Annotated in this window: 23 protein-coding genes; 21 read left to right on the top strand and 2 right to left on the bottom strand. The window is 44.0% G+C overall.

The genetic code is table 11. The features are described from left to right. Window positions 1-299 precede the first annotated feature (299 nt). Window positions 300-1,310, top strand: coding sequence for a DNA polymerase III subunit delta (gene holA, locus AC6HZ4_RS21315; RefSeq protein ID WP_497491781.1), 1,011 nt, complete (start codon window positions 300-302; stop codon window positions 1,308-1,310). Window positions 1,311-1,642: 332 nt separating this feature from the next. On the opposite strand, the gene rpsT is transcribed toward holA, so the two are convergent. Then, window positions 1,643-1,909: a 30S ribosomal protein S20 gene (gene rpsT / locus AC6HZ4_RS21310; RefSeq protein ID WP_497491779.1), complete on the bottom strand. Its 267-nt coding sequence runs from the start codon at window positions 1,907-1,909 to the stop codon at window positions 1,643-1,645. A 190-nt stretch (window positions 1,910-2,099) separates the two neighbouring features. Here rpsT and gpr point away from each other — a divergent pair, with 190 nt between their 5' ends. The 11 genes from gpr (at window position 2,100) to mtaB (ending at window position 15,350) form a co-directional block, all read left to right on the top strand. After that, window positions 2,100-3,203 carry a GPR endopeptidase gene (gene gpr / locus AC6HZ4_RS21305; protein WP_497491778.1) on the top strand — a complete coding sequence of 368 codons (1,104 nt, stop codon included), beginning with the start codon at window positions 2,100-2,102 and terminating at the stop codon, window positions 3,201-3,203. Between the two features lie 187 nt (window positions 3,204-3,390). After that, window positions 3,391-3,744: a YqxA family protein gene (locus AC6HZ4_RS21300; RefSeq protein ID WP_497491777.1), complete on the top strand. Its 354-nt coding sequence runs from the start codon at window positions 3,391-3,393 to the stop codon at window positions 3,742-3,744. A gap of 167 nt (window positions 3,745-3,911) precedes the next feature. After that, entirely contained in the window at window positions 3,912-5,735 is a 1,824-nt protein-coding gene (lepA, locus tag AC6HZ4_RS21295) for a translation elongation factor 4 (protein ID WP_497491776.1), read from the top strand. 209 nt (window positions 5,736-5,944) lie between these two features. Further along, window positions 5,945-7,090: a radical SAM family heme chaperone HemW gene (hemW, locus tag AC6HZ4_RS21290; protein WP_497495796.1), complete on the top strand. Its 1,146-nt coding sequence runs from the start codon at window positions 5,945-5,947 to the stop codon at window positions 7,088-7,090. A gap of 93 nt (window positions 7,091-7,183) precedes the next feature. After that, window positions 7,184-8,218, top strand: a complete 1,035-nt coding sequence (gene hrcA / locus AC6HZ4_RS21285; protein WP_497491774.1) for a heat-inducible transcriptional repressor HrcA — start codon at window positions 7,184-7,186, stop codon at window positions 8,216-8,218. Between the two features lie 89 nt (window positions 8,219-8,307). Beyond that, window positions 8,308-8,874 carry a nucleotide exchange factor GrpE gene (gene grpE, locus AC6HZ4_RS21280; protein WP_497491772.1) on the top strand — a complete coding sequence of 189 codons (567 nt, stop codon included), beginning with the start codon at window positions 8,308-8,310 and terminating at the stop codon, window positions 8,872-8,874. Between the two features lie 23 nt (window positions 8,875-8,897). Beyond that, complete coding sequence (dnaK, locus tag AC6HZ4_RS21275) at window positions 8,898-10,727, top strand: molecular chaperone DnaK (RefSeq protein ID WP_497491771.1); 1,830 nt, start codon at window positions 8,898-8,900, stop codon at window positions 10,725-10,727. A 283-nt stretch (window positions 10,728-11,010) separates the two neighbouring features. Next, on the top strand, window positions 11,011-12,132 hold the full coding sequence (dnaJ, locus tag AC6HZ4_RS21270; RefSeq protein WP_497491770.1) for a molecular chaperone DnaJ: 1,122 nt from the start codon (window positions 11,011-11,013) through the stop codon (window positions 12,130-12,132). 157 nt (window positions 12,133-12,289) lie between these two features. Continuing rightward, window positions 12,290-13,231 (top strand): 50S ribosomal protein L11 methyltransferase, encoded by a 942-nt coding sequence (gene prmA, locus AC6HZ4_RS21265; RefSeq protein WP_497491768.1) that lies wholly within the window; start codon window positions 12,290-12,292, stop codon window positions 13,229-13,231. A 12-nt stretch (window positions 13,232-13,243) separates the two neighbouring features. Continuing rightward, window positions 13,244-13,993: a 16S rRNA (uracil(1498)-N(3))-methyltransferase gene (locus tag AC6HZ4_RS21260; protein ID WP_497491767.1), complete on the top strand. Its 750-nt coding sequence runs from the start codon at window positions 13,244-13,246 to the stop codon at window positions 13,991-13,993. Between the two features lie 4 nt (window positions 13,994-13,997). Continuing rightward, window positions 13,998-15,350 carry a tRNA (N(6)-L-threonylcarbamoyladenosine(37)-C(2))-methylthiotransferase MtaB gene (mtaB, locus tag AC6HZ4_RS21255; protein WP_497491766.1) on the top strand — a complete coding sequence of 451 codons (1,353 nt, stop codon included), beginning with the start codon at window positions 13,998-14,000 and terminating at the stop codon, window positions 15,348-15,350. 141 nt (window positions 15,351-15,491) lie between these two features. Here the strand turns inward: mtaB and AC6HZ4_RS21250 are convergent, their stop codons facing one another. Then, window positions 15,492-15,704: a DUF7010 family protein gene (locus AC6HZ4_RS21250; RefSeq protein WP_497491764.1), complete on the bottom strand. Its 213-nt coding sequence runs from the start codon at window positions 15,702-15,704 to the stop codon at window positions 15,492-15,494. 113 nt (window positions 15,705-15,817) lie between these two features. On the opposite strand from AC6HZ4_RS21250, the gene deoC reads away from it, so the two are divergent. The 9 genes from deoC (at window position 15,818) to AC6HZ4_RS21205 (ending at window position 24,119) form a co-directional block, all read left to right on the top strand. Beyond that, on the top strand, window positions 15,818-16,483 hold the full coding sequence (deoC, locus tag AC6HZ4_RS21245) for a deoxyribose-phosphate aldolase (RefSeq protein WP_497491762.1): 666 nt from the start codon (window positions 15,818-15,820) through the stop codon (window positions 16,481-16,483). A 244-nt stretch (window positions 16,484-16,727) separates the two neighbouring features. Next, window positions 16,728-16,901, top strand: a complete 174-nt coding sequence (gene rpsU / locus AC6HZ4_RS21240; protein WP_129727313.1) for a 30S ribosomal protein S21 — start codon at window positions 16,728-16,730, stop codon at window positions 16,899-16,901. 14 nt (window positions 16,902-16,915) lie between these two features. Next, on the top strand, window positions 16,916-17,362 hold the full coding sequence (locus AC6HZ4_RS21235; protein WP_497491760.1) for a GatB/YqeY domain-containing protein: 447 nt from the start codon (window positions 16,916-16,918) through the stop codon (window positions 17,360-17,362). A 717-nt stretch (window positions 17,363-18,079) separates the two neighbouring features. Continuing rightward, window positions 18,080-18,382, top strand: a complete 303-nt coding sequence (gene yqfC / locus AC6HZ4_RS21230; protein WP_379952305.1) for a sporulation protein YqfC — start codon at window positions 18,080-18,082, stop codon at window positions 18,380-18,382. A 12-nt stretch (window positions 18,383-18,394) separates the two neighbouring features. Further along, complete coding sequence (gene yqfD, locus AC6HZ4_RS21225; RefSeq protein ID WP_497491759.1) at window positions 18,395-19,615, top strand: sporulation protein YqfD; 1,221 nt, start codon at window positions 18,395-18,397, stop codon at window positions 19,613-19,615. 222 nt (window positions 19,616-19,837) lie between these two features. Further along, window positions 19,838-20,797: a PhoH family protein gene (locus tag AC6HZ4_RS21220; protein ID WP_497491758.1), complete on the top strand. Its 960-nt coding sequence runs from the start codon at window positions 19,838-19,840 to the stop codon at window positions 20,795-20,797. Between the two features lie 364 nt (window positions 20,798-21,161). Next, complete coding sequence (locus AC6HZ4_RS21215; protein WP_497491757.1) at window positions 21,162-23,282, top strand: HD family phosphohydrolase; 2,121 nt, start codon at window positions 21,162-21,164, stop codon at window positions 23,280-23,282. Window positions 23,283-23,298: 16 nt separating this feature from the next. Next, on the top strand, window positions 23,299-23,769 hold the full coding sequence (gene ybeY, locus AC6HZ4_RS21210; RefSeq protein ID WP_497491756.1) for an rRNA maturation RNase YbeY: 471 nt from the start codon (window positions 23,299-23,301) through the stop codon (window positions 23,767-23,769). Next, the gene (locus tag AC6HZ4_RS21205) at window positions 23,766-24,119 is read left to right on the top strand and encodes a diacylglycerol kinase family protein (protein ID WP_497491755.1); all 354 of its coding nucleotides are present in this window, start codon (window positions 23,766-23,768) and stop codon (window positions 24,117-24,119) included. The genes ybeY and AC6HZ4_RS21205 overlap by 4 nt, the downstream gene beginning before the upstream one ends.

The following is a 24,119-nucleotide window of genomic DNA, read 5'->3' as shown; positions in this document are numbered from 1 at the left end:
TTACCGTTACTGCGTAAGAAGCCCGGGACTTATTCAGTAACGTTTTTATATAGATGCAGGAGCGGGTGTCACACCCGCTTCTTTATCCGAATAGAGGAGTATATCGCTTTTGAGATATTGGCCCAGCCTTGCTCTCTCCCCATATGATAGAGAACAAACAGGAAGCTTCGTCAAGCCTTACATTTTATACGCAGGTTGTTTTAATTTTGGAACAAAGACGGTTCGTGTCTCCCTTTCTTATTGTAAAACGAAAAATATATAGGTAGTATATATATATGTAACAAATTGGGGAGAGGCACATGAACGATTTACATAAGAAATTCAAGAAAAAACAATTTGCACCGATATATTTGCTGTACGGTACAGAAATATATTTTATCAATGAAACAATAAATATGCTGCTTTCAGAAGCACTTGAGGAAGAGGATCGCGAACTAAATACTGTCGTGTATGATTTAGATGAAGCGTATTTAGAGGACGTTGTTGAGGATGCTCATACGCTTCCGTTTTTTGGAGAACGAAAGGTGCTTCTCGTGAAGTCTCCTTATTTTTTGACTGCACAAAAGGAAAAGCTAGAGCAAAATGTAAAGGTACTGGAGAAATATATAAGCGAGCCATCACCATTTTCCATTGTGGTGTTAATTGCTCCATTTGAAAAGCTGGATGAGCGGAAAAAAATTACAAAGCTATTGAAAAAAGAAGCAGAAGTGATGGAAGCAAATGCGCTGCAGGGGCAAGATGTACGAGCTTGGATTGCGAGTCAAGCGGCGGAGCAGCGTGTTCAAATGGATAACGATGCGGTGGATTTGTTGCTTGAGCTTGTCGGCAGCAATATGATGATACTGTCGCAGGAAATACAAAAACTTCTTTTATATGCCGGCGCAGACAGTGTAATCAATCGGGATCTTGTGGCGCAGCTTGTTCCGAAATCGGCAGAGCAAAGCGTATTTGCACTTGTAGAGCGGGTGGTGCATAAGGATATTGCCGGGGCAATGAGAATGCTGGAGGAGCTGCTTGTGCAACAAGAGGAGCCTATTAAAATATTGGCGCTTTTGGCCAGTCAATTCCGGCTATTGTATCAAGTGAAGGAGCTGCAGCAGCGGGGGTACGCTCAAAATCAAGCGGCGTCTCATCTTGGTGTGCATCCATACAGGGTAAAGCTGGCGATGGGGCAGGCGCAGCGCTTTTCATTTCAAGAGCTGCGAAGCATTATAGATCACTTAGCGGATGCAGATTATGATATGAAGACAGGGAAGCTGGATAAGCGGCTCGTGCTGGAAATCTTTTTAATGCGCTTGAATCATAGGTAGAGAACAAAAAAAGTTCATGCAGATCTTGTTGCATGAACTTTTTTTACACTTTAAGAAAGTATAAATTTCCAGCTAGAAGCTCATTCGACGTAGTAGGAAATTTTAGGAACAAAGTGTAAGTGTAACTACGCCTCTGTCCTCGCCAATCGGCGGGTTTTCTTTATAGGAAAGCATAGCTTTTGGCTGTTGTCCAGCTTCATCAGCCTGTCCCCCTTTGCAAGCAAACAGGGCTGATTTCACTTTTCTATTGCCTGGCCTCCAACAGTCTGCTTTTCTATATTTTCATAGTTGCAAAGAAAAAACGACCTATATGAGGTCGTCGTTTTGTAAGATTACGCGTTTGTCACGTTCAATCTCTTCGCTAGACGAGATTTTTTGCGAGCAGCAGCGTTCTTGTGGATTAAACCTTTAGTAGCAGCTTTATCAAGCTTTTTCGCAGCAGTTGCGAAAGCAGCCTTTGCAGTTTCTAAGTCATTATTGTTAAGTGCAGCTTCAACAGTCTTAACCGCTGTACGAACTTCAGACTTTTGAGAAGCATTTTGTGCACGACGCTCTTCACTGATCTTAGCGCGTTTGATAGCAGATTTAATGTTTGCCATATCTTTCACCTCCCTGGTGCGATCGAGTAACTCGATACTTACATAGAACAAGGAACATTCTATCAAACGTATAGAAGAAATGCAATAGTGAAACGAGATGAATTTTATACAAATAGAGACTTTTCTAAAGAATGTTTCTTGCTGTTTTTGGAAATTCTAATTTTATTCATAAATTAGGGGGGAATTATCAATGAGTGAGTCTCTCGATTTAAGCAAGTATTCTGTTCGTACTGATTTAGCGGTGGAAGCACATGAGATGCTGATGGAGCAGGAGGAAGCGCAAAGCTCTATTAATGGTGTCATTGTAAAAGAGAGGGAAGAAGATGGCGTTACTATTACAAAGGTAACGATTGATGAAAACGGTACTGAGGCGATGGGGAAGAAGCCGGGTAATTATTTAACACTGGAGGTACAAGGAATCCGTCAGCAGGATACAGAACTGCAGCAAAAGGTGGAGCGGGTGTTTGCGAAGGAATTTGCGAACTTTTTAAAGGAGATTGGCATTCACGATGATGCGAGCTGCTTGGTCGTTGGGCTCGGCAATTGGAATGTCACCCCTGATGCACTTGGACCGATTGTAGTGGAAAATACGCTCGTCACACGACATTTGTTCGAGCTTCAGCCTGAGCATGTCGAGGAGGGATTTCGGCCAGTTAGTGCGATTCGCCCTGGTGTAATGGGGAGTACTGGTATTGAGACGAGCGATATTATTTTTGGTATCGTTGAGAAAACAAAGCCTGATTTTGTGATTGCAATTGATGCGTTGGCAGCGCGTTCAATCCAGCGGGTAAATAGCACGATTCAAATTTCGGATACCGGCATTCATCCAGGCTCCGGCATTGGGAATAAACGGAAGGAACTAAGTAAAGAAACTCTTGGCATTCCGGTTATTGCAATTGGTATTCCGACTGTTGTTGATGCCGTTTCAATTACAAGTGATACAATCGATTTTATTTTAAAGCATTTCGGACGCGAAATGAAGGAAGGAAACAAGCCGTCGCGTTCATTGCTTCCAGCTGGTTTCTCCTTTGGCGGCCGAAAAAAGTTTACGGAGGAAGATATGCCGGGTGAAAAGGAGCGGAATATGTTCATGGGTATCGTTGGAACACTTGAGGAAGAGGAAAAACGGCGGCTGATTCATGAGGTACTCTCTCCATTAGGACATAACCTGATGGTAACGCCGAAGGAAGTGGATACCTTTATTGAGGATATGGCTAATATAATTGCAAGCGGCTTAAACGCTGCTTTGCACCACCAAATTGATCAAGATAATACGGGCGCATATACCCATTAAAACCGTGTTGCCGCAACACGGTTTTTTTAGAGCGTAATAGAAGGCAGGATGTGTTTTGCATTGTCCGGCTTTGTCGGTCTGCTTGCTGCAGGAGAAAGCCCCCTGGCCAATGAGGCCAAAAGCGCTTCAATGTGCAGAGAATCGTCTCCTTCGCAAGCAAACCGGTTTTTTTAGAGGAGGTGTAACGATGAGACGATTTTTTATGAGATGCGTGATGTTAATAGGTATTTTGTTCGTGTCTGTGCTCGCCGGTATGCAGCTTGCGAATGACGGGTTAAAGCGAATGAAGGGATATAATGATCCAACCTATGAACAGGTTGCTCATATTACAGGAACGGAGAATGGGGATGTAGAGGCGACGCTTCTTGGTAATACATTTATAATTGAAGAAAAGCAAAAGGAGCTCGAGCGCTTAAAAACCTTTAATATGTTTTCTAGACTAGGGGATGGATTAACAGCCGGGGTACAAAAGGCTGCGCAAGCCTCTACAAATGCATTTGCTCAGAAGATTCAAGACATCTTTCAGGAAATTAGGAAGTAACAGACAAAAGGCCGGCACGTATCGCTGCTCTGCATTTTCTTTTTGCATCAAATGAGCATATCATAAGGTAAGGATACCGTTTCCATTACTTTTCGTTGAATCTTTACAATCGTATTGATATAATCAAAAGCAGTGTATGTTGGCGACTTTAGTAGGAGTGAGAAACAATGAATCAAGAAGAACGAGCAAATAGGCAATCCCGCATTCGAAATTTTTCCATTATTGCCCATATTGACCATGGGAAATCCACGCTAGCGGATCGTATTTTAGAGAAAACAAATGCGCTCTCGCAGCGCGAAATGAAGGCGCAGCTGTTGGACTCCATGGATTTGGAGCGTGAACGTGGAATCACCATTAAGCTGAATGCGGTGCAGTTAAATTATAAAGCAAAAGATGGCCAAGAGTATATTATTCATCTGATTGATACACCGGGTCACGTCGACTTTACGTACGAGGTATCACGCAGCTTAGCGGCGTGCGAAGGTGCAATTCTTGTTGTGGATGCAGCACAGGGCATTGAGGCGCAAACGTTGGCAAACGTATACCTTGCGCTCGATAATAACCTTGAAATTCTTCCGGTTATTAATAAAATTGACTTGCCAAGCGCTGATCCAGAGCGTGTCCGTCAAGAGATTGAGGATGTAATTGGACTTGATGCATCAGAGGCGGTGCTTGCTTCGGCGAAGGCGGGCATCGGAATTGAAGAAATTTTAGAGCAAATTGTAGAAAAAGTACCAGCCCCTTCAGGAGATCCGGAAGCGCCGCTTCAAGCGCTAATTTTTGACTCTTTATATGACGCATATCGAGGTGTTATCGCGTATATTCGTGTTGTCAATGGTACGGTGAAGGTGGGCGATAAAATCCGCATGATGGCAACAGGCGCCGAATTCGAGGTAACAGAGGTCGGTGTATTTACGCCGAAAACTGTTTTGCGTGATGAGCTATCCGTTGGGGATGTTGGCTTTTTGACCGCTTCGATTCGAAATGTCGGCGATACGCGTGTAGGGGATACGATTACGCACGCAAAGCGCCCGGCAGCGGAGCCTCTTCCAGGGTACCGTAAATTGAACCCGATGGTATTTTGCGGCTTATATCCAATTGATACAGCTCGCTATAATGATCTGCGCGAGGCGCTGGAAAAGCTGCAGTTGAACGACTCTGCTCTTCAATTCGAACCCGAAACATCACAGGCGCTCGGCTTCGGCTTCCGCTGCGGCTTCTTAGGCTTGCTTCATATGGAAATTATTCAAGAGCGTATTGAGCGTGAGTTTAAGATTGATTTAATTACAACAGCACCAAGCGTTATTTATACGGTTCATCTGACAAACGGACAACAGCTTACAGTAGACAATCCGTCCAATATGCCAGATCCACAAACTATTGACCGTGTAGAGGAGCCGTATGTAAAAGCAACTGTTATGGTGCCGAACGACTTTGTCGGTGCGGTTATGGAGATTTGTCAAGGGAAGCGCGGCACGTTCATTGATATGCAATACTTGGATGAAACACGCGTCACGTTAACATATGAGATTCCGCTTTCAGAGATTGTGTATGATTTCTTTGACCAGCTGAAATCCAGCACAAAGGGCTATGCATCCTTTGACTATGAGCTTATTGGCTACAAGGCGTCCAAGCTTGTAAAGATGGATATTCTGCTAAATGGGGAAACAGTCGATGCCCTATCCTTTATTGTGCATCGCGACTCTGCATACGACCGCGGTAAAGTAATCGTTGAAAAGCTGAAGGAGCTTATTCCAAGACAGCAATTTGAGGTGCCAATTCAAGCAGCGATCGGAAACAAGATTGTTGCCCGTTCGACGATTAAAGCAATGCGCAAAAACGTATTGGCAAAATGCTATGGCGGTGACATTTCCCGTAAACGTAAGCTTTTGGAAAAGCAAAAAGAGGGTAAAAAGCGCATGAAGTCCGTCGGCTCTGTAGAAGTACCGCAGGAAGCGTTCATGGCTGTTTTACGAATGGATGATAAGTAAAGAAAACTAGCCGTTTGGCAAAAACAGAGGCGTAATTGGGGGTATACTGTATACGTTAAATCCCCTACTGCGCTGATTGGTCTTCTAGCTGGAAATTTATAATTTCTTAAAGTATAAATAGAAATTGGGAAGCCGCACGGACTGCGGCTTCTTTTCGTTACGAGCAAAGTTGGCTTGCTTCTCGCAGCAATCAGGAAGGAGAATAAATGATGATCCAATCCGCCTATATTCATATCCCATTTTGTCAGCATATTTGTCATTACTGCGATTTTAATAAAATGTTCATTGACCGGCAGCCGGTGGAGCAGTATTTGGATTACTTAGAGAAAGAAATTGAAAATACGGTGCAGCATATTCCCTTTGGACAGCTGCAAACGATTTTTGTCGGCGGCGGAACACCGACTGCTCTTAACATGAAGCAAACAGAGCGCCTTCTTTCCATGATTGATAAGCATTTGCGCCCTAGAGCGGCCGGATATGAGCTGACGTTTGAGGCAAATCCGGGTGATGTGCCAAAGGAGAAGCTTAGATTATTAATTGAAGGCGGTGTGAATCGTCTGAGCTTTGGCGTACAAACCTTTCAGGAGGATTTGCTGAAAAAGCTCGGCCGCACGCATACGAAGCAGGATGTGGTCAAATCGGTAGAGGATGCGAAGGAAGCTGGATTTTCCAACATAAATCTAGATTTGATTTATGCGCTGCCGACGCAAACTATCCAGGATGTTCGGCAAACGCTCAAGGAGGCATATGCCTTAGATGTACCGCATTTTTCAGCCTACTCGTTAATCATTGAACCGAAAACGGTATTTTACAACATGATGCAAAAAGGGAAGCTGCCGCTGCCAAGTGAGGAACACGAGGCCCAAATGTATGAAATCGTTATGGATGAGATGGAGAGAAACGGTTATTATCAATATGAAATTAGCAATTTTTCAAAAGCTGGATATGAAAGCCGTCATAATCTTACGTATTGGAATAACGAGGAGTATTACGGCTTTGGTGCAGGCGCGCACGGGTATACAGCAGGAAAGCGGACACAAAATGCAGGGCCGTTAAAAAAATATTTTAACGCTATTGATGAAACGGGTTTTCCATATGTAAGCGAGCATGAGGTAACGAGGCAGGAGCAAATGGAGGAGGAACTATTTTTAGGGCTCCGCAAAACGGAAGGTGTCAGCAAGGAAATATTTTTTCAAAAGTTTGGTCTGCACCTAGACGCTATATTTCAAAAACAAATCGAAGAGCATACACGTCTTGGGCTGCTCGAGGAGACAGCTGCAGCCATTCGATTGACAAGAAAGGGCAAGCTGCTCGGAAACGAAGTATTTCAATCCTTTCTTATTAATGAATCTTGATCGCTTTTGCATTGACAACGGAGCGCTACTTTTGGTAATTTAATAATAGATTTAGCACTCGAAAGATTAGAGTGCTAACAGAGGTGATTGTACATGCTTACTGACCGTCAGCTCTTAATTTTGCAAATTATCATTGATGATTTTATCCGTTCGGCACAGCCTGTCGGATCGCGCACGCTGTCTAAAAAAGAAGAAATTACATTCAGCTCTGCGACGATTCGGAATGAAATGGCCGATCTAGAGGAGCTGGGCTTTATCGAGAAAACGCACAGTTCCTCCGGACGTGTTCCCTCTGAGAAGGGATACAGATTTTATGTAGATCACCTCCTCGCTCCGCAGCGTCTGCCGCAGCAAGAGGTTGTGCAGGTGAAAAGCTTATTTGCTGAGAAGATTTTTGAAATGGAAAAGCTGGCACAGCAATCAGCAGAAATTTTGTCTGATTTAACAAAGTATACGTCAATTGTGCTTGGACCGAGAGTAGGCGAGAACAGGCTGAAAAGCGTGCAAATTGTTCCGATTGGTCCGCAAACAGCTGTGGCTATCATTGTTACGGACACAGGACATGTGCAAAATAAGACAATTACTGTGCCGCCCAACGTTGAGCTTGGCGATTTAGAGAAGATGGTAAATATTTTAAACGACAAGCTTGTAGGCATTCCAATTTCTGAACTGCACAATAAGATTTTTAAAGAAATTGTCACTGTTCTTCGTCAGCATATACAAAGCTACGATGCGGTGGTAAAGATGCTCGATGGTACGTTCCAGTTTCCGTTATCAGAAAAGATGTATTTAGGCGGAAAAACAAACATGCTATCGCAGCCAGAGTTCCATGATATTAATAAAATTCGTTCTCTTTTAATGATGATGGAGCATGAACAGGAATTGTACAGCATGCTGCGTGATAAGCATTCGGGTATTCAAGTGAGGATCGGCCGCGAGAACGGTTCATCAGCTATGGAGGATTGCAGCTTGATTACGGCTACGTATTCGATAGGTGAAGAACAACTTGGAACGATCGCGATTTTAGGACCGACCAGAATGCATTACTCTCGCGTTATTAGCTTGCTGCAGCTATTTACAGGTCAACTGACCAAGGTGTTTCAAAACTTGCATCAAACGAAGGAATGATGGGAAAATAAGGTAGGTGCAGTTACTGGGGGAACATGCTTCTTCCAGTAACCTAGTTGCAAGAACACTCTTTAAGGGAGGTGAAAGTAATGGAAGAACGTAATGAACAAACAGTTGAAGAAACAAACGAGCAAACAGTTGAGGAAACAGTTGAACAACAGAAAGAGCAGGTCGAGGAGCAAGCAAGCAATGAGGTGTCTCCTTTAGAAGAGAAAATCAATGAACTGCAGGCGAAGCTCACTGATACAGAAAACCGTATGCTTCGTTTGCAAGCGGACTTCGATAACTACCGTCGTCGTGTCCAGCTTGATAAGGAAGCAGCGGAGAAATATAGAGCCCAAAGTCTGGTAAGTGATTTATTGCCGGCTCTTGATAGTTTTGAAAGAGCGCTAAAGGTAGAAGTAAAGGATGAATCCGGCATGGCACTGCTGCAAGGGATGGAAATGGTATACCGCCAAATGATGGAAGCTCTTCAAAAAGAAGGGGTAGAAGCAATTGAGGCGGTCGGCAAGCCGTTTGATCCATATCAGCATCAGGCTGTGATGCAGACAGAGGATAGCGAGTATGAGTCTAATACAGTTGTAGAGGAGTTTCAAAAGGGCTACAAGCTAAAAGACAAGGTTATTCGTGTTTCGATGGTAAAAGTAAATCAATAATCATTACATAGGAGGGATTCTCTATGAGTAAAATTATCGGTATCGACCTAGGTACAACAAACTCCTGCGTAGCTGTCATGGAGGGCGGCGAGCCGAAGGTAATTCCAAATCCAGAAGGGAATCGTACAACGCCGTCTGTTGTAGCGTTTAAAAACGGAGAGCGTCAAGTAGGTGAGGTTGCAAAGCGTCAATCCATCACAAACCCGAACACAATTATGTCCATCAAGCGTCATATGGGCACAGATTACAAAGTAAATGTTGAGGGCAAAGATTATTCTCCTCAGGAAGTGTCTGCTATTATTTTGCAACATTTAAAAGCGTACGCGGAAGAATATTTAGGCGAAAAAGTAACAAAAGCAGTTATTACAGTTCCAGCGTACTTCAACGATGCAGAGCGTCAAGCAACGAAGGATGCAGGCCGCATCGCGGGTCTTGAGGTAGAGCGCATTATTAACGAGCCGACAGCAGCAGCGCTTGCATACGGCTTAGATAAAACAGATGAAGAGCAAAAAATTCTTGTCTATGACCTTGGCGGCGGTACATTTGACGTATCGATTCTTGAACTTGCAGAAGGTACATTCGAGGTAATTGCGACAGCTGGAGACAACCGTCTTGGCGGTGACGATTTTGACCAAGTCATCATCGATTATTTAGTTGCTGAATTCAAAAAGGAAAACGGCCTTGACCTCTCTCAGGATAAAATGGCATTGCAGCGTTTAAAAGACGCGGCAGAAAAAGCGAAAAAGGATTTATCCGGCGTAACAAGCACGCAAATTTCCTTACCGTTTATTAGTGCCGGCGCAGCGGGACCGCTTCACTTAGAAGTAACATTAACAAGAGCGAAGTTTGAAGAACTTTCCGCAGGTCTTGTGGAAAGAACATTAGCACCAACACGTCGTGCGCTGCAGGATGCAGGTCTGTCTGCAAACGAAATCGACAAAGTCATCCTTGTTGGTGGTTCTACACGTATCCCAGCGGTACAAGAGGCGATTAAACGCGAAACAGGAAAAGAGCCGTACAAAGGCGTAAACCCTGATGAAGTTGTTGCACTCGGCGCAGCTATTCAAGGGGGCGTATTAACAGGTGATGTAAAAGGCGTTCTATTGCTCGACGTAACTCCGCTTTCTCTTGGTATCGAAACAATGGGCGGTGTATTTACAAAGCTTATTGAGCGTAACACAACAATCCCAACAAGCAAATCACAGGTATTCTCAACAGCAGCTGATAACCAAACAGCGGTAGATATTCATGTATTGCAAGGTGAACGTCCAATGGCGGCTGATAATAAAACGCTTGGCCGTTTCCAATTGGGTGACATTCCGCCAGCACCACGCGGCATTCCGCAAATTGAAGTTAGCTTTGATATCGATGCGAACGGTATCGTAAACGTGCGTGCGAAGGATTTAGGAACAAACAAAGAACAAACAATTACAATTACTTCTTCTTCAGGTCTATCCGATGAAGAAATCGATCGTATGGTACGCGAGGCGGAAGCGAATGCGGAAGCTGATAAGCAGCGTAAGGAAGAGGCAGAGCTTCGCAATGAAGCAGATCAGCTTGTATTCCAAACAGAGAAAGTGGTTAAAGATTTAGAAGGGAAAGTAGATGCTGCGGAAGTAACAAAAGCAAATGAAGCGAAGGATGCTTTAAAAGCAGCGATCGAAGCAAACGATCTTGCTGAAATCCGCGCGAAAAAAGACGCGTTGCAAGAAATTGTGCAGCAGCTATCCGTGAAGCTATACGAACAAGCGGCACAAGCAGCGCAGCAGGCACAAGGAGCAGAAGCAGGTGCAGGTGCGAAGAAGGACAATGTTGTAGACGCTGAGTACGAAGAAGTAAAAGACGATAAGTAAGATGACAAAAGTCAAAGTCAAGTATACCTTGGCTTTGGCTTTTTTCTTAGAGTGTATTTTTGGAGAAGCAAACCGGGTCGTGTTCGCTTTTCTTGATCTAGCTCCCACGACCTGCTCCCTTCCGTAAAATAACCTCCCCCACAAAAGGCAAAAAGCGCCTTCCGTGGTGGAGAACATTTTACTGCGGGAGCAAACCGGGTCGTGTTCGCTTTTCTTATTTGCAAAGGTATTTCTTTAGGTGTTACAATTACGTTTATGTGAAAGGAGTCGGGGGTGTTACATTATGAGTAAGAGAGATTACTATGAGGTGCTGGGCGTTAGCAAAACAGCCTCTAAAGATGAAATTAAGAAGGCATACCGCCGTTTAGCTAAGAAATATCATCCGGATGTAAGCACAGAGCCGGATGCAACAGAGAAGTTTAAGGAAGTACAGGAAGCATATGAAGTTTTAAGTGATGATACAAAGCGTGCGCAATATGATCAATTTGGTCATGCAGGTCCAAATCAGGGCTTTGGCGGCGGCTTCGATGGTGCAGATTTTGGCGGCTTCGGCTTTGAGGATATTTTTAGTTCGTTTTTTGGCGGCGGTGGCGGCAGAAGACGCGACCCGAACGCGCCTCGTCAAGGAGCAGACCTTCAATATTCAATGATGCTAAGCTTTGAAGAGGCGATTTTTGGAAAAGAGACAGAGATCGAAATTGCGAGCGAAGAAAATTGCGATACATGTCACGGCTCTGGCGCAAAGCCGGGAACTTCAAAGGATACATGTTCGCATTGCGGCGGAACGGGTCAAGTGAGCGTGCAGCAAAATACACCGTTTGGCCGTATCGTAAACCGTCGTGCATGTGAGCACTGCCGTGGAACTGGCCAAATTATTAAGGAAAAATGTACGACGTGTCATGGCTCAGGAAAAGTGCGTAAGCGTAAAAAGATTAATATCAAAATCCCGGCCGGCATTGATGATGGTCAGCAAATTCGCATCGCAGGAAAAGGAGAAGCTGGAACAAACGGCGGACCTGCGGGAGATTTATACGTTGTTGTACGCGTCAGACAGCATGAGTTTTTTGAAAGAAATGGCGATGATATCATTTGCGAAATGCCGCTTACATTTGCACAGGCTGCGCTTGGTGATGAGGTAGAGGTGCCGACCGTTCACGGTAAGGTGAAGCTGAAAATTCCAGCTGGTACGCAAACGGGTACAGAGTTCCGTTTAAAAGGAAAAGGAGCGCCGAATGTAAGGGGTTATGGTCAAGGTGATCAATATGTAATTGTGCGCGTTGTGACACCGACAAAACTTACATCCCGTCAAAAAGAGCTGTTAACAGAGCTGGCGAAGGATGGACATGAGGATTTGCATAAGGATGATAGCTTATTTGCTAAGCTTAAAAGAGCATTTAAAGGGTAATACTGGTTGATATGGTAAAGCCTCTTTATCCGGTTATGTTCCTGCGGATGAGGTGAGTAAAGCAAATCAAATCAAATCAGGTTTTTAGCGTACATGAGCCCCCTTTTATAGGCAGGGGGCTTGTGTATGCTTAAAAAACATAGGAGACAAGTGTATTATGAAATGGTCAGAAGTTACAGTTCATACATCACAGGAAGCTGTTGAGGCAGTTTCCCATATTTTGCATGAAGCAGGTGCAAGTGGTGTTTCGATTGAGGATAAAACAGATTTTACAAAGGAGCGTGACAACCGCTTCGGTGAAATTTATGAGGTAGATGCGGACCAGTATCCAGAGGAAGGTGTACGTGTAAAGGCGTATTTTGCACTCAATGATACATTCGATCAGCTGTTAGAGCAAATCCGTGCATCTGTTAGTGCCCTTTCATCCTTTGGGCTTGACATTGGAGCTAATATTGTGACAGCGTCAGAGGTTGATGAAGAGGATTGGGCAACGGCTTGGAAGCAATATTACCATCCCATTAAAGTATCCGATACGTTTACGATTGTGCCAACATGGGAGGAGTATACACCTGAGGTAGAAACAGAGCGTATTATTGAGCTTGACCCGGGGATGGCATTTGGGACGGGTACGCATCCGACAACGATTATGTGCATCCAGGCGCTTGAAAAAACAGTCCAGCCAGGTGATCTTGTGATTGACGTTGGTACTGGATCCGGCATATTGAGCATTGCGGCTGCAAAGCTTGGCGCTTCCGCTGTACGGGCGTATGATCTGGATGAAATAGCAGTGAAGAGTGCGCAGATGAATGTGGAACTCAACCAAGCAAATGACGTTGTCACGGTCGGGCAAAATAATTTATTAGAAAATATTGAAGGGCCTGTTGATGTCATTGTTGCAAACCTTCTTGCAGATATTATTTTATTATTCCCAGATGATGCGGCAAGGGTGTTAAAGCCGGGCGGATTATTTATTACATCCGGTATTATTGCGGCGAAGAGTGAGGGTGTCAGTGAAGGGCTGCAAAGAGCCGGGTTTACTATTGAGGAAGTTATGATGATGGAAGACTGGGTTGCAATCATTGCCCGCAACAAGGCGTAAGGGTGTGAGCGAATGCAGCGTTATTTTGTGCATACAGAACAGGTAAATAACAACCATATTATAATAGAGGGTGACGATGCGCATCATATTGCCAGAGTGATGCGTATGGAACCAGGAGATGCAGTGTATTGCTGCCTGGACGGAAAAACAGCGCTTTGTACGATTGCTGAAATTACCAATACATTTGTAAAAGTGGCTGTTGTACAATGGGTGGAGGAGCATAGCGAGCTGCCCATTGCGATCACCATTGCAAGCGGACTGCCAAAGGGAGATAAGCTTGAGCTCATTTTGCAAAAGGGCACCGAGCTTGGGGCAGCCGCCTTTTTGCCGTTTCAGGCATCTCGTTCCATTGTAAAATGGGATGGCAAAAAGAGCGAGAAGAAGGTAGAGCGATGGGCAAAGATCGCGAAGGAAGCGGCAGAGCAATCGCACCGGAGCATCGTGCCGTCCGTAACAGCACCGCTTTCCTTTAGGGAGTTGCTTGCGGCAAGCACACAATACGATGCGTGTATCGTAGCATACGAAGAAGAAGCAAGAAAAGGCGAAAAAGCAAACTTTGTGCAAACACTCGAGAAGCTTCAGCCGGGGCAGCGCCTTCTTATTGTATTTGGTCCAGAGGGCGGTTTGACAGAGGATGAAGTCCAGCGTTTGCGTGAACATAATTTTGTTTCCTGCAGCTTAGGACCGAGAATTTTACGAACAGAAACAGCACCGCTTTATGCGTTATCCGCTGTTTCCTATCATTTTGAATTAATGAGGTGATTATATGGCAACAGTTGCGTTTCATACGTTAGGGTGCAAAGTCAACCATTATGAAACAGAAGCAATTTGGCAGCTCTTTAAAGAAGCGGGCTACGAGCGCACCGAGTTTGAGCGGGCGGCAGATGTGTATGTCATTAATACATGTACGGTAACAAACACAGGCGATAAAAAGAGCCGACAAGTCATTCGCCGTGCTGTCCGTCAAAATCCGGACGCTGTTATTTGTGTAACAGGGTGCTATGCACAAACATCTCCTGCTGAGATTATGGCAATTCCTGGTGTTGACATTGTAGTTGGTACACAAGACCGCAGCAGCATGCTTGGATATATTGAGCAATATAAAAATGAGCGTCAGCCGATTAATGCGGTGCGTAACATTATGAAGACTCGTGTATATGAGGAGCTTGATGTCCCGTATTTTACAGACCGTACACGTGCGTCGTTAAAGATTCAAGAGGGCTGCAACAATTTCTGTACATTTTGTATTATTCCATGGGCACGCGGCTTAATGCGTTCACGTGACCCGCAGGAAGTTATTCGTCAAGCACAGCAGCTTGTGGACGCAGGCTATCAGGAAATCGTCCTAACCGGTATTCATACAGGCGGATACGGCGAGGATATGAAGGACTATAATCTTGCGATGCTGCTTCGTGACATGGAAACGCAAGTGAAAGGATTAAAGCGTCTCCGTATTTCATCCATTGAAGCGAGTCAAATTACGGACGAAGTGATTGAGGTACTCCGCAATTCTAAGATTGTCGTGCGTCATTTACACATTCCGATTCAATCAGGATCGAATACGGTGTTAAAGCGTATGCGCCGCAAATATACAATGGAGTTTTTCGGGGAGCGTATTGAGCGCCTGAAGGAAGCACTTCCGGGCCTTGCGATTACATCGGATGTCATTGTTGGCTTCCCGGGTGAAACAGAGGAAGAGTTTATGGAAACCTTCAACTTCATCCAAGCAAACAAATTCTCTGAGCTTCATGTATTCCCGTATTCTAAGCGTACAGGTACGCCTGCCGCTCGTATGGATAACCAAGTAGCTGAGGATGTCAAAAATGAGCGCGTACACAGGCTTATTGCGCTGTCTGATCAGCTAGCGAAGGAGTATGCTTCTATGTTTGAAGGTGAAGTGCTCGAAATCATCCCAGAAGAGGCATTTAAGGATCAGGATCAAGATGGTTTACTCGTTGGTTATACAGACAACTACTTAAAGGTTGTATTTGAAGGCACAGAAGATTTAATCGGCAAGCTGGTAAAGGTGAAAATTACAAAGGCTGGTTACCCGTATAATGAAGGGCAATTTGTCCGCGTTGTCGAGACGGCGGCTGAAACAGAAGCTGCCAGCGCCTAATAAGAAGCATGCAAACGAGGCGTTTGCATGCTTTTCTTTTTTGGGTCTTTTTATAACGGGAGCGCCCTGTTTTTTCCTGTGTTATATCTTTCTTGTTTTCCCTGATCAGAAGGAACACAGTTGTTGTATAAATTGTACATATTAACGGAACAACGGTAAATGCTGCGTGTAAAAAATACTTCCTGCCAATAATGAATACAGACATGCAGCAAAGGTGAAAAATGTATATGCTTTGCTCCTGTATATCCATGCATAGACAAAAAAGTGAGAGCTGCCTAATAATCCTATAGTGAGAGGCAGCCATTCAGGGACATAGGTATAGACAATTTTGAAGACAGCTAAGTATGAAATCATAGAAAGCGGATAACTTAATAATAGGAAAGGCATGTATTTTGTGATATAATCCAGATGGTTGCAGTTGTCAGACAACTAACTTCATACATAGTAGTGCGGAAAGGAGTAAAAGAATGAATTATGCCAAACTAATTGATCATACATTATTAAAGGCAGACGCCAAAAAGGAAGCAATCGTAACATTATGCGAGGAAGCAAAGCAACATCACTTTGCATCCGTTTGTGTCAATCCTGCTTGGGTAGAGACGGCGGCGCAGCTTCTTCATGGAACAGATGTAGCCGTATGCACGGTAATCGGCTTTCCTCTAGGGGCAAACACACCGGAAACCAAAGCATTTGAAGCTCGTGACGCGATCAGCAAGGGTGCAACAGAGGTGGATATGGTTATCAATATCGGTGCATTAAAAGGTGGAAATGATGAGCTTGTTGAACGGGACATCCGTGCGGTTACCGAAGCAGCACAAGGGAAAGCGTTGACAAAGGTTATTATTGAAACGGCTCTTTTAACAGAGGAAGAGAAGGTGCGTGCTTGCCAGTTAGCAGTTAAGGCGGGAGCGGATTTTGTTAAAACGTCGACAGGATTTTCAACGGGCGGTGCAACGGTAGAGGACATTGCCCTTATGAGAAAGACGGTTGGACCTAATATTGGTGTAAAAGCATCAGGGGGGGTTCGAGACTTTGCGGGCATGGAGGCAATGGTGCAGGCGGGAGCAACAAGAATCGGAACAAGCTCCGGTGTAGCGCTTATTAGCGGACAAGCAGCACAAACAGACTACTAAGAAAAGCAGAAACGGCCCATTTTGCTCATGGCGAGAGACAGTGCCTAAAAAGTGATGCTTTCTCCTTGTATTGGGCGCTTTCGTTTTTTAAGGATATCTGTCAATCAAATTTTCTTTACAATATGGTTGACCAGGCAGGAAGCAATGTATTATAATCTTAAAAGACATGCTGAAGAAGTGTTTCTTTTTTGCATGCCCTAGAATCTAAGATGTAAGTGGATGTTTCGGAGGGAGGGAAAGAAGGATGTCTAAAACAGTCGTTCGCAAAAACGAATCTTTGGAGGATGCGCTTCGTCGTTTTAAGAGAGCAGTTTCTAAAACTGGTACGCTTGCAGAAGCAAGAAAACGCGAGTTTTACGAAAAGCCAAGCGTAAAACGCAAGAAGAAGTCTGAAGCAGCTAGAAAGCGTAAATTCTAAGAGAGGGTGTATTTATGAGTCTTCTCGATCGTTTAAACGATGATATGAAACAAGCGATGAAGAATAAAGAAAAAGAAAAGCTTACCACCATTCGGATGGTAAAGTCTGCTTTACAAAATGAAGGCATTAAGCTGCAGCAACAGTCCTTGTCTGAGCAAGATGAGCTGACAGTATTGACTCGTGAATTAAAGCAGCGCAAAGACTCCCTCCTTGAATTTGAAAAAGCGGGTCGCGAAGACCTTGTGAATAAAATAAAAGGCGAAATTGCAGTTTTAGAAGTATATTTGCCGCAGCAGTTGAGCGAAGAAGAGCTAATAGCCATTATTAAGCAAGTGATTGCTGATACAGGCGCAGCTTCCAAAGCTGATATGGGCAAAGTAATGGGTGCGGTGATTCCAAAAGTAAAAGGAAAAGCCGATGGCTCTTTAGTGAATAAGCTTGTTTCACAATTGCTATCATAAAAAAACGTCTCGGTTACGAGACGTTTTTTTATGCTGTTTCATGTGGAGAGCAAGATTTTATATATGGGAAAGAAACGTTTAAAGAGGAGCTGCAAAAGCATTCTTTTTGAGGCTGTTCACTTTATCTTTTTTCCCTCGCAGCCACATACCTCTTCCCAGTGTATTGGCTAACAGCACCTTTAGTAGCGAGGGGCACACAGAATACTTTTGTGGAGCCCCTCTTTTGTTTTGTGTGCGGGTTGTTTGCCTGCCGGAGCTAAGCGAAATGCCCTAGCTTTTCTTGCTCTTTAAAAATGCATTGTAGGCGGTTCGAGGAATTTTCTTCACCTTTCCCATTTAAAGCTTAAAAAAGCGCTGCCAGCATGCAGACTGACAAGTATAGAGCTTGTAATCATCCCGTCCCAAACATCGAGGCGAGGATCTAAAAAGGGGGGTTCCTAATAGTCCGCCAAGCAAAAGAGCTATAACAAAATCAAGGAAACGTAATTACGACATGGATCGTTGGCCCGTAAATGTTGCTACAAGCACCAAGAATATATAAATGATTACCCCGCGTTCAAGCCATTGCAGCATAGTAAGATGACTATGCCTCAAAAAGATAGACAATGGTTGCTCCTCCTTTCCTCTATCTATTTTCACCACCTCTTACCGTATATGTAAAACAGAGCCGTTTTTCTTTTTCGGTGCTAGAATATGCCTTTTCTTCATACATATGAGATGAGAAGGGGGGATTCTTCGGTGAGAAAGCTTCAGCAACAAATGAAAAGTTGGATTACTAAGAAGATGGACCTGCCTGCTGACGTCCTCATGGATCTTCCTCGCATTACACTGGTCGGACAAATTCACATTTATATAGAAAATCATCGAGGGCTGTTAGTATTCTCGGACACAGAGGTGCGTCTGCTTCTTAAGCAGGGGCAATTGCTTATAAGGGGCAACTCATTTGTCATCAAGACGATTCTTCCCGAGGAACTGTTGCTTGAAGGAACAATAGAACAAGTTCTATTTTTGAACGAGTAATGGAGGAGAGTCATGAAGAATCATTGGGTTACCGTCTTTTTTGGATACGTGAAGGTAAGGCTGAGCGGTCGCGGCAGCGAGCGCTTTGTAAATGAGTGCGTACGTAGAGGGATGTTTGTCTGGAATGTAAAGCGAATAGGAAGCGAAACGCTTACCTTTCACATGCTGCTGAAGGATGTGCGCAGGCTTCGCGCAGTTCGCCGTAAAAATGAATGTGATATTGCGTTTATCGGACGGTACGGCTTTCCGTTTTGGCAGAAGCGTCTCCTTCGCAATAGCGGCTTTTTAATTGGCTTTGTTATCTTTTTTGTTAGTATTATTGTCTTATCTAACATGGTATGGAATGTGAAAATCGAGGGAGCAAAGCCAGAAACGGAATATTTGTTAACTAAGGAACTGGATCGTCTGGGTGTGGGAAGAGGGAAGCTGCAATTTCAAATGCCTGATGTAGATGCCATTCAGCGTTCATTAACGAACAATGTCCATTCCATTACTTGGGTAGGTGTGGAGCTGCGGGGCACGACCTACCATTTGCAGGTTGTGGAAAAGACAGAGCCGGAAAAAGAAGAAGTGTTATCCCCTCGTAACTTAATTGCCAAAAAAGAGGCAGTGATTGAAAGGCTGTTTGTTGAGAAGGGGAAGCCGGTTGTAGCGGTGCATGATCACGTGGAGAAGGGGCAATTGCTTGTGTCTGGAATGTATGGTAAAGAAGACAATCCGACACTCGTCCCTGCCAAGGGAGTGATCTTTGGCGAAACTTGGTACAAGTCAGAGGTGGAAGTCCCTTTAAAAACAACTTTTCAGGTATATACAGGAGAGTTTTTTGTAAAGCATTATATCAAATTCGGGAATTTTAAGATAAAAGTTTGGGGATTTGAAGAAAATAAATACAAGCGTTTTAAGGAAGACGCTATGACATACAATATAAGATTTTTCCGCTGGTCATTACCGATTGCTTATGAGAAAGTTTCGGTGCGGGAGGAAGAGGCCGCAGAAAGGCAGTATACAGAAAAACAGGCAATTGAGGCTGGAAAAGAAATGGCGCAGCAGGAGCTTAAGAAAAAATTGGACGAGAAAGCGATGATTGTTGGGGAAAAAATTTTACAGAAGCAGTTAGAGAATGGTAAATTAAAGTTATCATTACACTATAAGGTAATAGAGGATATCGTTGCTACCCAGCCGATTTCTAAACCGGATACGCAAAAAGAATCTAAGCAGAAACCAAAGTCATGATCAGGCTGGTGTAAACGCAACCGAAAATGCAGGCATTAGGTAGAATGTTTGTATTGCAAAGTGTAAAAATTTAAAGAAAGGGAGTCTACTGAATAAATTATATATACGATGAGCTGCATTGGAATATATGCCTATTAGCTGACCATACAAGTTGAATCTCATGGAAGCAGCTACATATCTCAACGTATATAGTCGTATACATTTTCAGTAGCAGACTAACTAATGACCGAACAATTAGTAGAACTAACTCAACAAGTAGAAAATCAAAATGAAGCGGCCGCCCTTTTTGGTGTAAATGATGCCCATCTTAAGCTCATTGAACAGGAGCTGCAGGTTTCTATTGTTACAAGAGGCGGTTCGGTGCGAGTTTCTGGAACAGACGAGCAAGTTCAACTTGTGGAAGAAATTTTGCAGCGGCTGCTTGCGGTCATCCGAAAGAGCGTAACGATTACAGAACGAGACGTTGCTTATGCTATACAGCTTGGACAGAGCGGGCGATTACAGCATTTTGAGGAATTGTATGAAGAAGAAATCTTCCGAAATGCAAAGGGAAAGCCGATTCACGTGAAAACGATGGGCCAAAGGCAATACATACACGCTATGAAAAAGAATGATATTGTCTTTGGGATTGGACCAGCTGGAACAGGGAAAACGTATTTGGCGGTAGTAATGGCTGTTCGAGCATTAAAAAATGGTTTAGTCAAACGTATCATCTTAACAAGACCGGCAGTTGAGGCTGGAGAAAGTCTTGGATTCCTGCCAGGTGATTTAAAGGAAAAGGTTGACCCGTACTTACGTCCGTTATATGATGCTCTTCACGATGTGCTTGGGCAGGAGCATACGCAGCGTATGATTGAGCGCGGTACAATTGAGATTGCCCCGCTTGCTTATATGAGGGGACGTACGCTCGACGACTCTTTTGTTATTTTGGATGAGGCGCAAAACACGACGAGCGCGCAAATGAAAATGTTTTTAACCCGCCTTGGCTTCGGTTCCAAGATGGTTGTGACAGGCGATCCGTCACAGGTGGATTTGCCGAAGGGAGTAAAGCCTGGCCTTTCCTCTGCATCCACTATTTTACGCACCGTATCCGGGATTTCCTTTATTATTCTCGAACAAGCAGATGTTGTTCGTCATCCGCTCGTTCAAAAAATTATTGAGGCGTATGATAAAACAGAATGACCCAGTTCGGGTCATTTTTTCCATTTATGTAAGATCCTCTATGTGCGAATTGGCTGAGACGCAAGCTCCTGTCTAATTATAAGGACAGAATGGCATTTCAATTTCTGTTTAATCGGTCTTTGTACGGCTTTTAGGATAAAATTGCAATGAATCAATATCCTCTTCTGCTCCGGAAAAGGTTGGCGTTTGTTTGTTTTTTTACTATCATAAAAGAGGGAGACAGCTTCTTCACTTTTCAGAGTTGCTTTTTCCTTGCGGTGAGCAACTGGCAGGAGCTAGGCAGAACAGTAAATTTATAAGTCCCGATTCTTTCAGAAAAACCTTTTACGCTATGAATTTTTGGAGAGGAGCTTAAATTTCTATCATGTCCAAGTCACACAAACTGTCCCAATGGTTTCGAAGGATGCGGTATTCCAGACTGTTCGTTGCTGCATTATACCTCTTCTTAGGAACCGTGCTGTTTTTTACTCTCATCGGTAATGTGAGACCGGATAAGCTTGATATTAAGCTATTATCCATTGCTAAAAACTCCATTCACTCACCTGTTACGATTGAAGATAAGGCAACAACAGAGAAACGAAAGCGTGAAGCTGCCCAAAAGGTACCGGATCAATATACATATCATAGTGAGTATAAAAGCAATCGTGTGAATGTGGTGGAGTCAGTATTTAGTGCTGTGAAGGAGGTACAGGAGGAAGCGGCGGCTGTACCTGCTGACCAACAAAAGCTATCTGAACAGGAGCAGCTGGAGAAGCTGAAAAAGAAGCTGCCGGCGGATTTGGTGAAGAGCCTATCTGATCAAGGCTTGTTGGCATTGTTGAACGCCTCAGCGGATCAATTATCTGTCGCAAGGGAGTCAACAGTCACGGCGGTCAACTATTTGATGAGTGACCAAATTGATATGAATGAAGCTGACCGGGCGAAGACGCGCATTGCGAAGGAGCTTCAGAGTGTGAGTGTAAGCGGAGGATTAAAAGCGGCTATTGTAGCGCTCGGTCAATATGCTGTTGTGCCGAACTATTTTTATGATCCAGTTACGACAAAGGAAAGAAGACAGCTGGAAATGGATGCAGTGGATCCTGTTTTTATTTTACAAGGCCAAATTCTTGTAAAGGAAGGAGACACCATTACAAGAGAGGTATACGAGCAATTAAAGCTTGTCGGCCTGCTTGATGACCACCGTGCCTTTCAGCCTTTCGTTGGTTTGTTTCTTCTTCTGTCTGTACTGCTATATTTTATTTATAAGCAGTTTGAGCAGTTTTCCAAACGGCAGCGCAGCGATAAACCTTATCTTTTCGCTTATACTATTATTATAACCATCACTATTTTGACGATGAAGACCATTAGCTTATTTCAAAACATCGAGTATAGCGGTCTTGGCTATCTGGTTCCGGTTGCGATGGGCACGATGCTTGTGAAGCTAATGATTGGAGATCGCTTCGTTTTTGTAACAAGTCTCATTTTCTCTATAAGCGGGAGCATTATGTTTAATGAGGGGATCACAAGCGCATTGAATTACCATGTTGGTTTCTACTTGCTCATAAGCTCGCTTTCCGTCAGTGTTTTTTTGCGTGACAAGAAGCGGCGCAGCATGATTTTGCAGGCGGGTACTCTTGTTGCTGCTTTAAATGTTGTCGTGTTAGCTGCTTTGCTGCTGCTTCGTAACGGCACCCTCTCGCTTTCAGAAGCGGCATTGCACTTTCTAATGGCTGCTGCTTCCGGTATTGTTTCCTCGGTGCTCACACTCGGAATTCAGCCGTATCTAGAAAGCGGTCTTGGGATTATATCATCGATGAAGCTGATGGAGCTTGCAAGTCCAAACTCTCCGCTGCTGCGCAAAATCTTGCTTGAGGCACCCGGTACGTACCATCATAGCATTATGGTGGCAAACTTATCGGAGGCAGCTTGCGATGCGATTGGGGCTGACGGCTTGCTGGCGCGGGTCGGAGCATATTATCACGATATCGGCAAAACAATGCATCCGCATTTTTTTATCGAAAACCAAATGGGGATGACGAATCCGCATGATTCCTTAAAGCCGGAAGTGAGCAGGGATATTATTTTTGCTCATGTCAGTGATGGAGTAGCGGTGCTTCAGGAGCATCGAATCCCAAAGGAGATTATTGATATTGCCGCGCAGCATCATGGTACGACTTTGCTGAAATATTTTTACCATAGGGCGGTGCAAGAGGACGAACAGCGTTACACTGAAGATATGTTTCGTTATCCAGGCCCGAAGGCATCCTCGAAGGAATCGGCGATTGTCGGCATTGCTGATAGTGTAGAGGCGGCTGTCCGCTCGATGAACGCACCGACGCCGGAGCAAATTGGACAACTAGTACAAGGGATTATTACCGAACGTTTAAAGGATGGGCAGTTCAGCGAATGTGATTTAACGTTTAAGGAACTGCAAACAATTGAAAAAACGCTTTGCGAGACATTAAACGGCATTTTTCATTCGCGCATTAAATATCCAAACTTATAAGATTGCAGGTGTATACATGGGAGTGACAATTGATTTTTTTGATGAAACGAAGGAAGTAGCTGCGGAGCATATTGAAACGCTTCAGCAGTTAATTCACTTTGCTGCTAAGCGAGAAGGAATTGAGGAAGAGGCAGAAATGTCCGTGACATTTGTGGATAATACGCGTATTCAAGAAATAAATTATGAATATCGGGGTAAGAATCAGCCGACTGATGTAATTTCCTTTGCGATGGAGGAGATGGGAGAAGGAGAGCTTGAAATTGTTAACGAGGATATGCCGCGCGTTCTTGGGGATATTATCATCTCTATCCCAAAAACGAAAGAGCAGGCTGAGGAATATGGTCATTCCTTTATGAGAGAGCTTGGTTTTTTAACAGTACATGGCTTTTTGCATTTGCTTGGCTACGATCATATGACAGAAGAGGATGAAGCTGTTATGTTTACAAAGCAAAAAGAAATTTTAGACGAATACGGACTGCGCAGATGAAAAAGGGGAAACTGCTAAAAAGCTTTCAATATGCATTTCGGGGAATTGTATTTTGCTTAAGCTCAGAGCGGAATATGAAAATTCACGCAGCGGCTGCTGTGATCGTTGTATTAGCCGGTATGTATCTTCATGTGACGAAAACGGAATGGCTTGTGCTGCTTTTAACGATAGGCGGTGTATTGTCCTTAGAAATGGTAAATACGGCGCTTGAGAAAACGGTAGATTTAGCGACGGAAAAGCGGCACCCTTTTGCTGAAATTGCAAAGGATGTTGCCGCTGGTGCCGTGCTGATTTTCTCCTGCATTGCTGTTGTAATCGGGCTATTGATTTTTATTCCATATTTGCGATAG

The organism is Ectobacillus sp. OTK, assembly GCF_059698935.1.
This window is presented reverse-complemented; position numbering and strand designations above follow the sequence as displayed.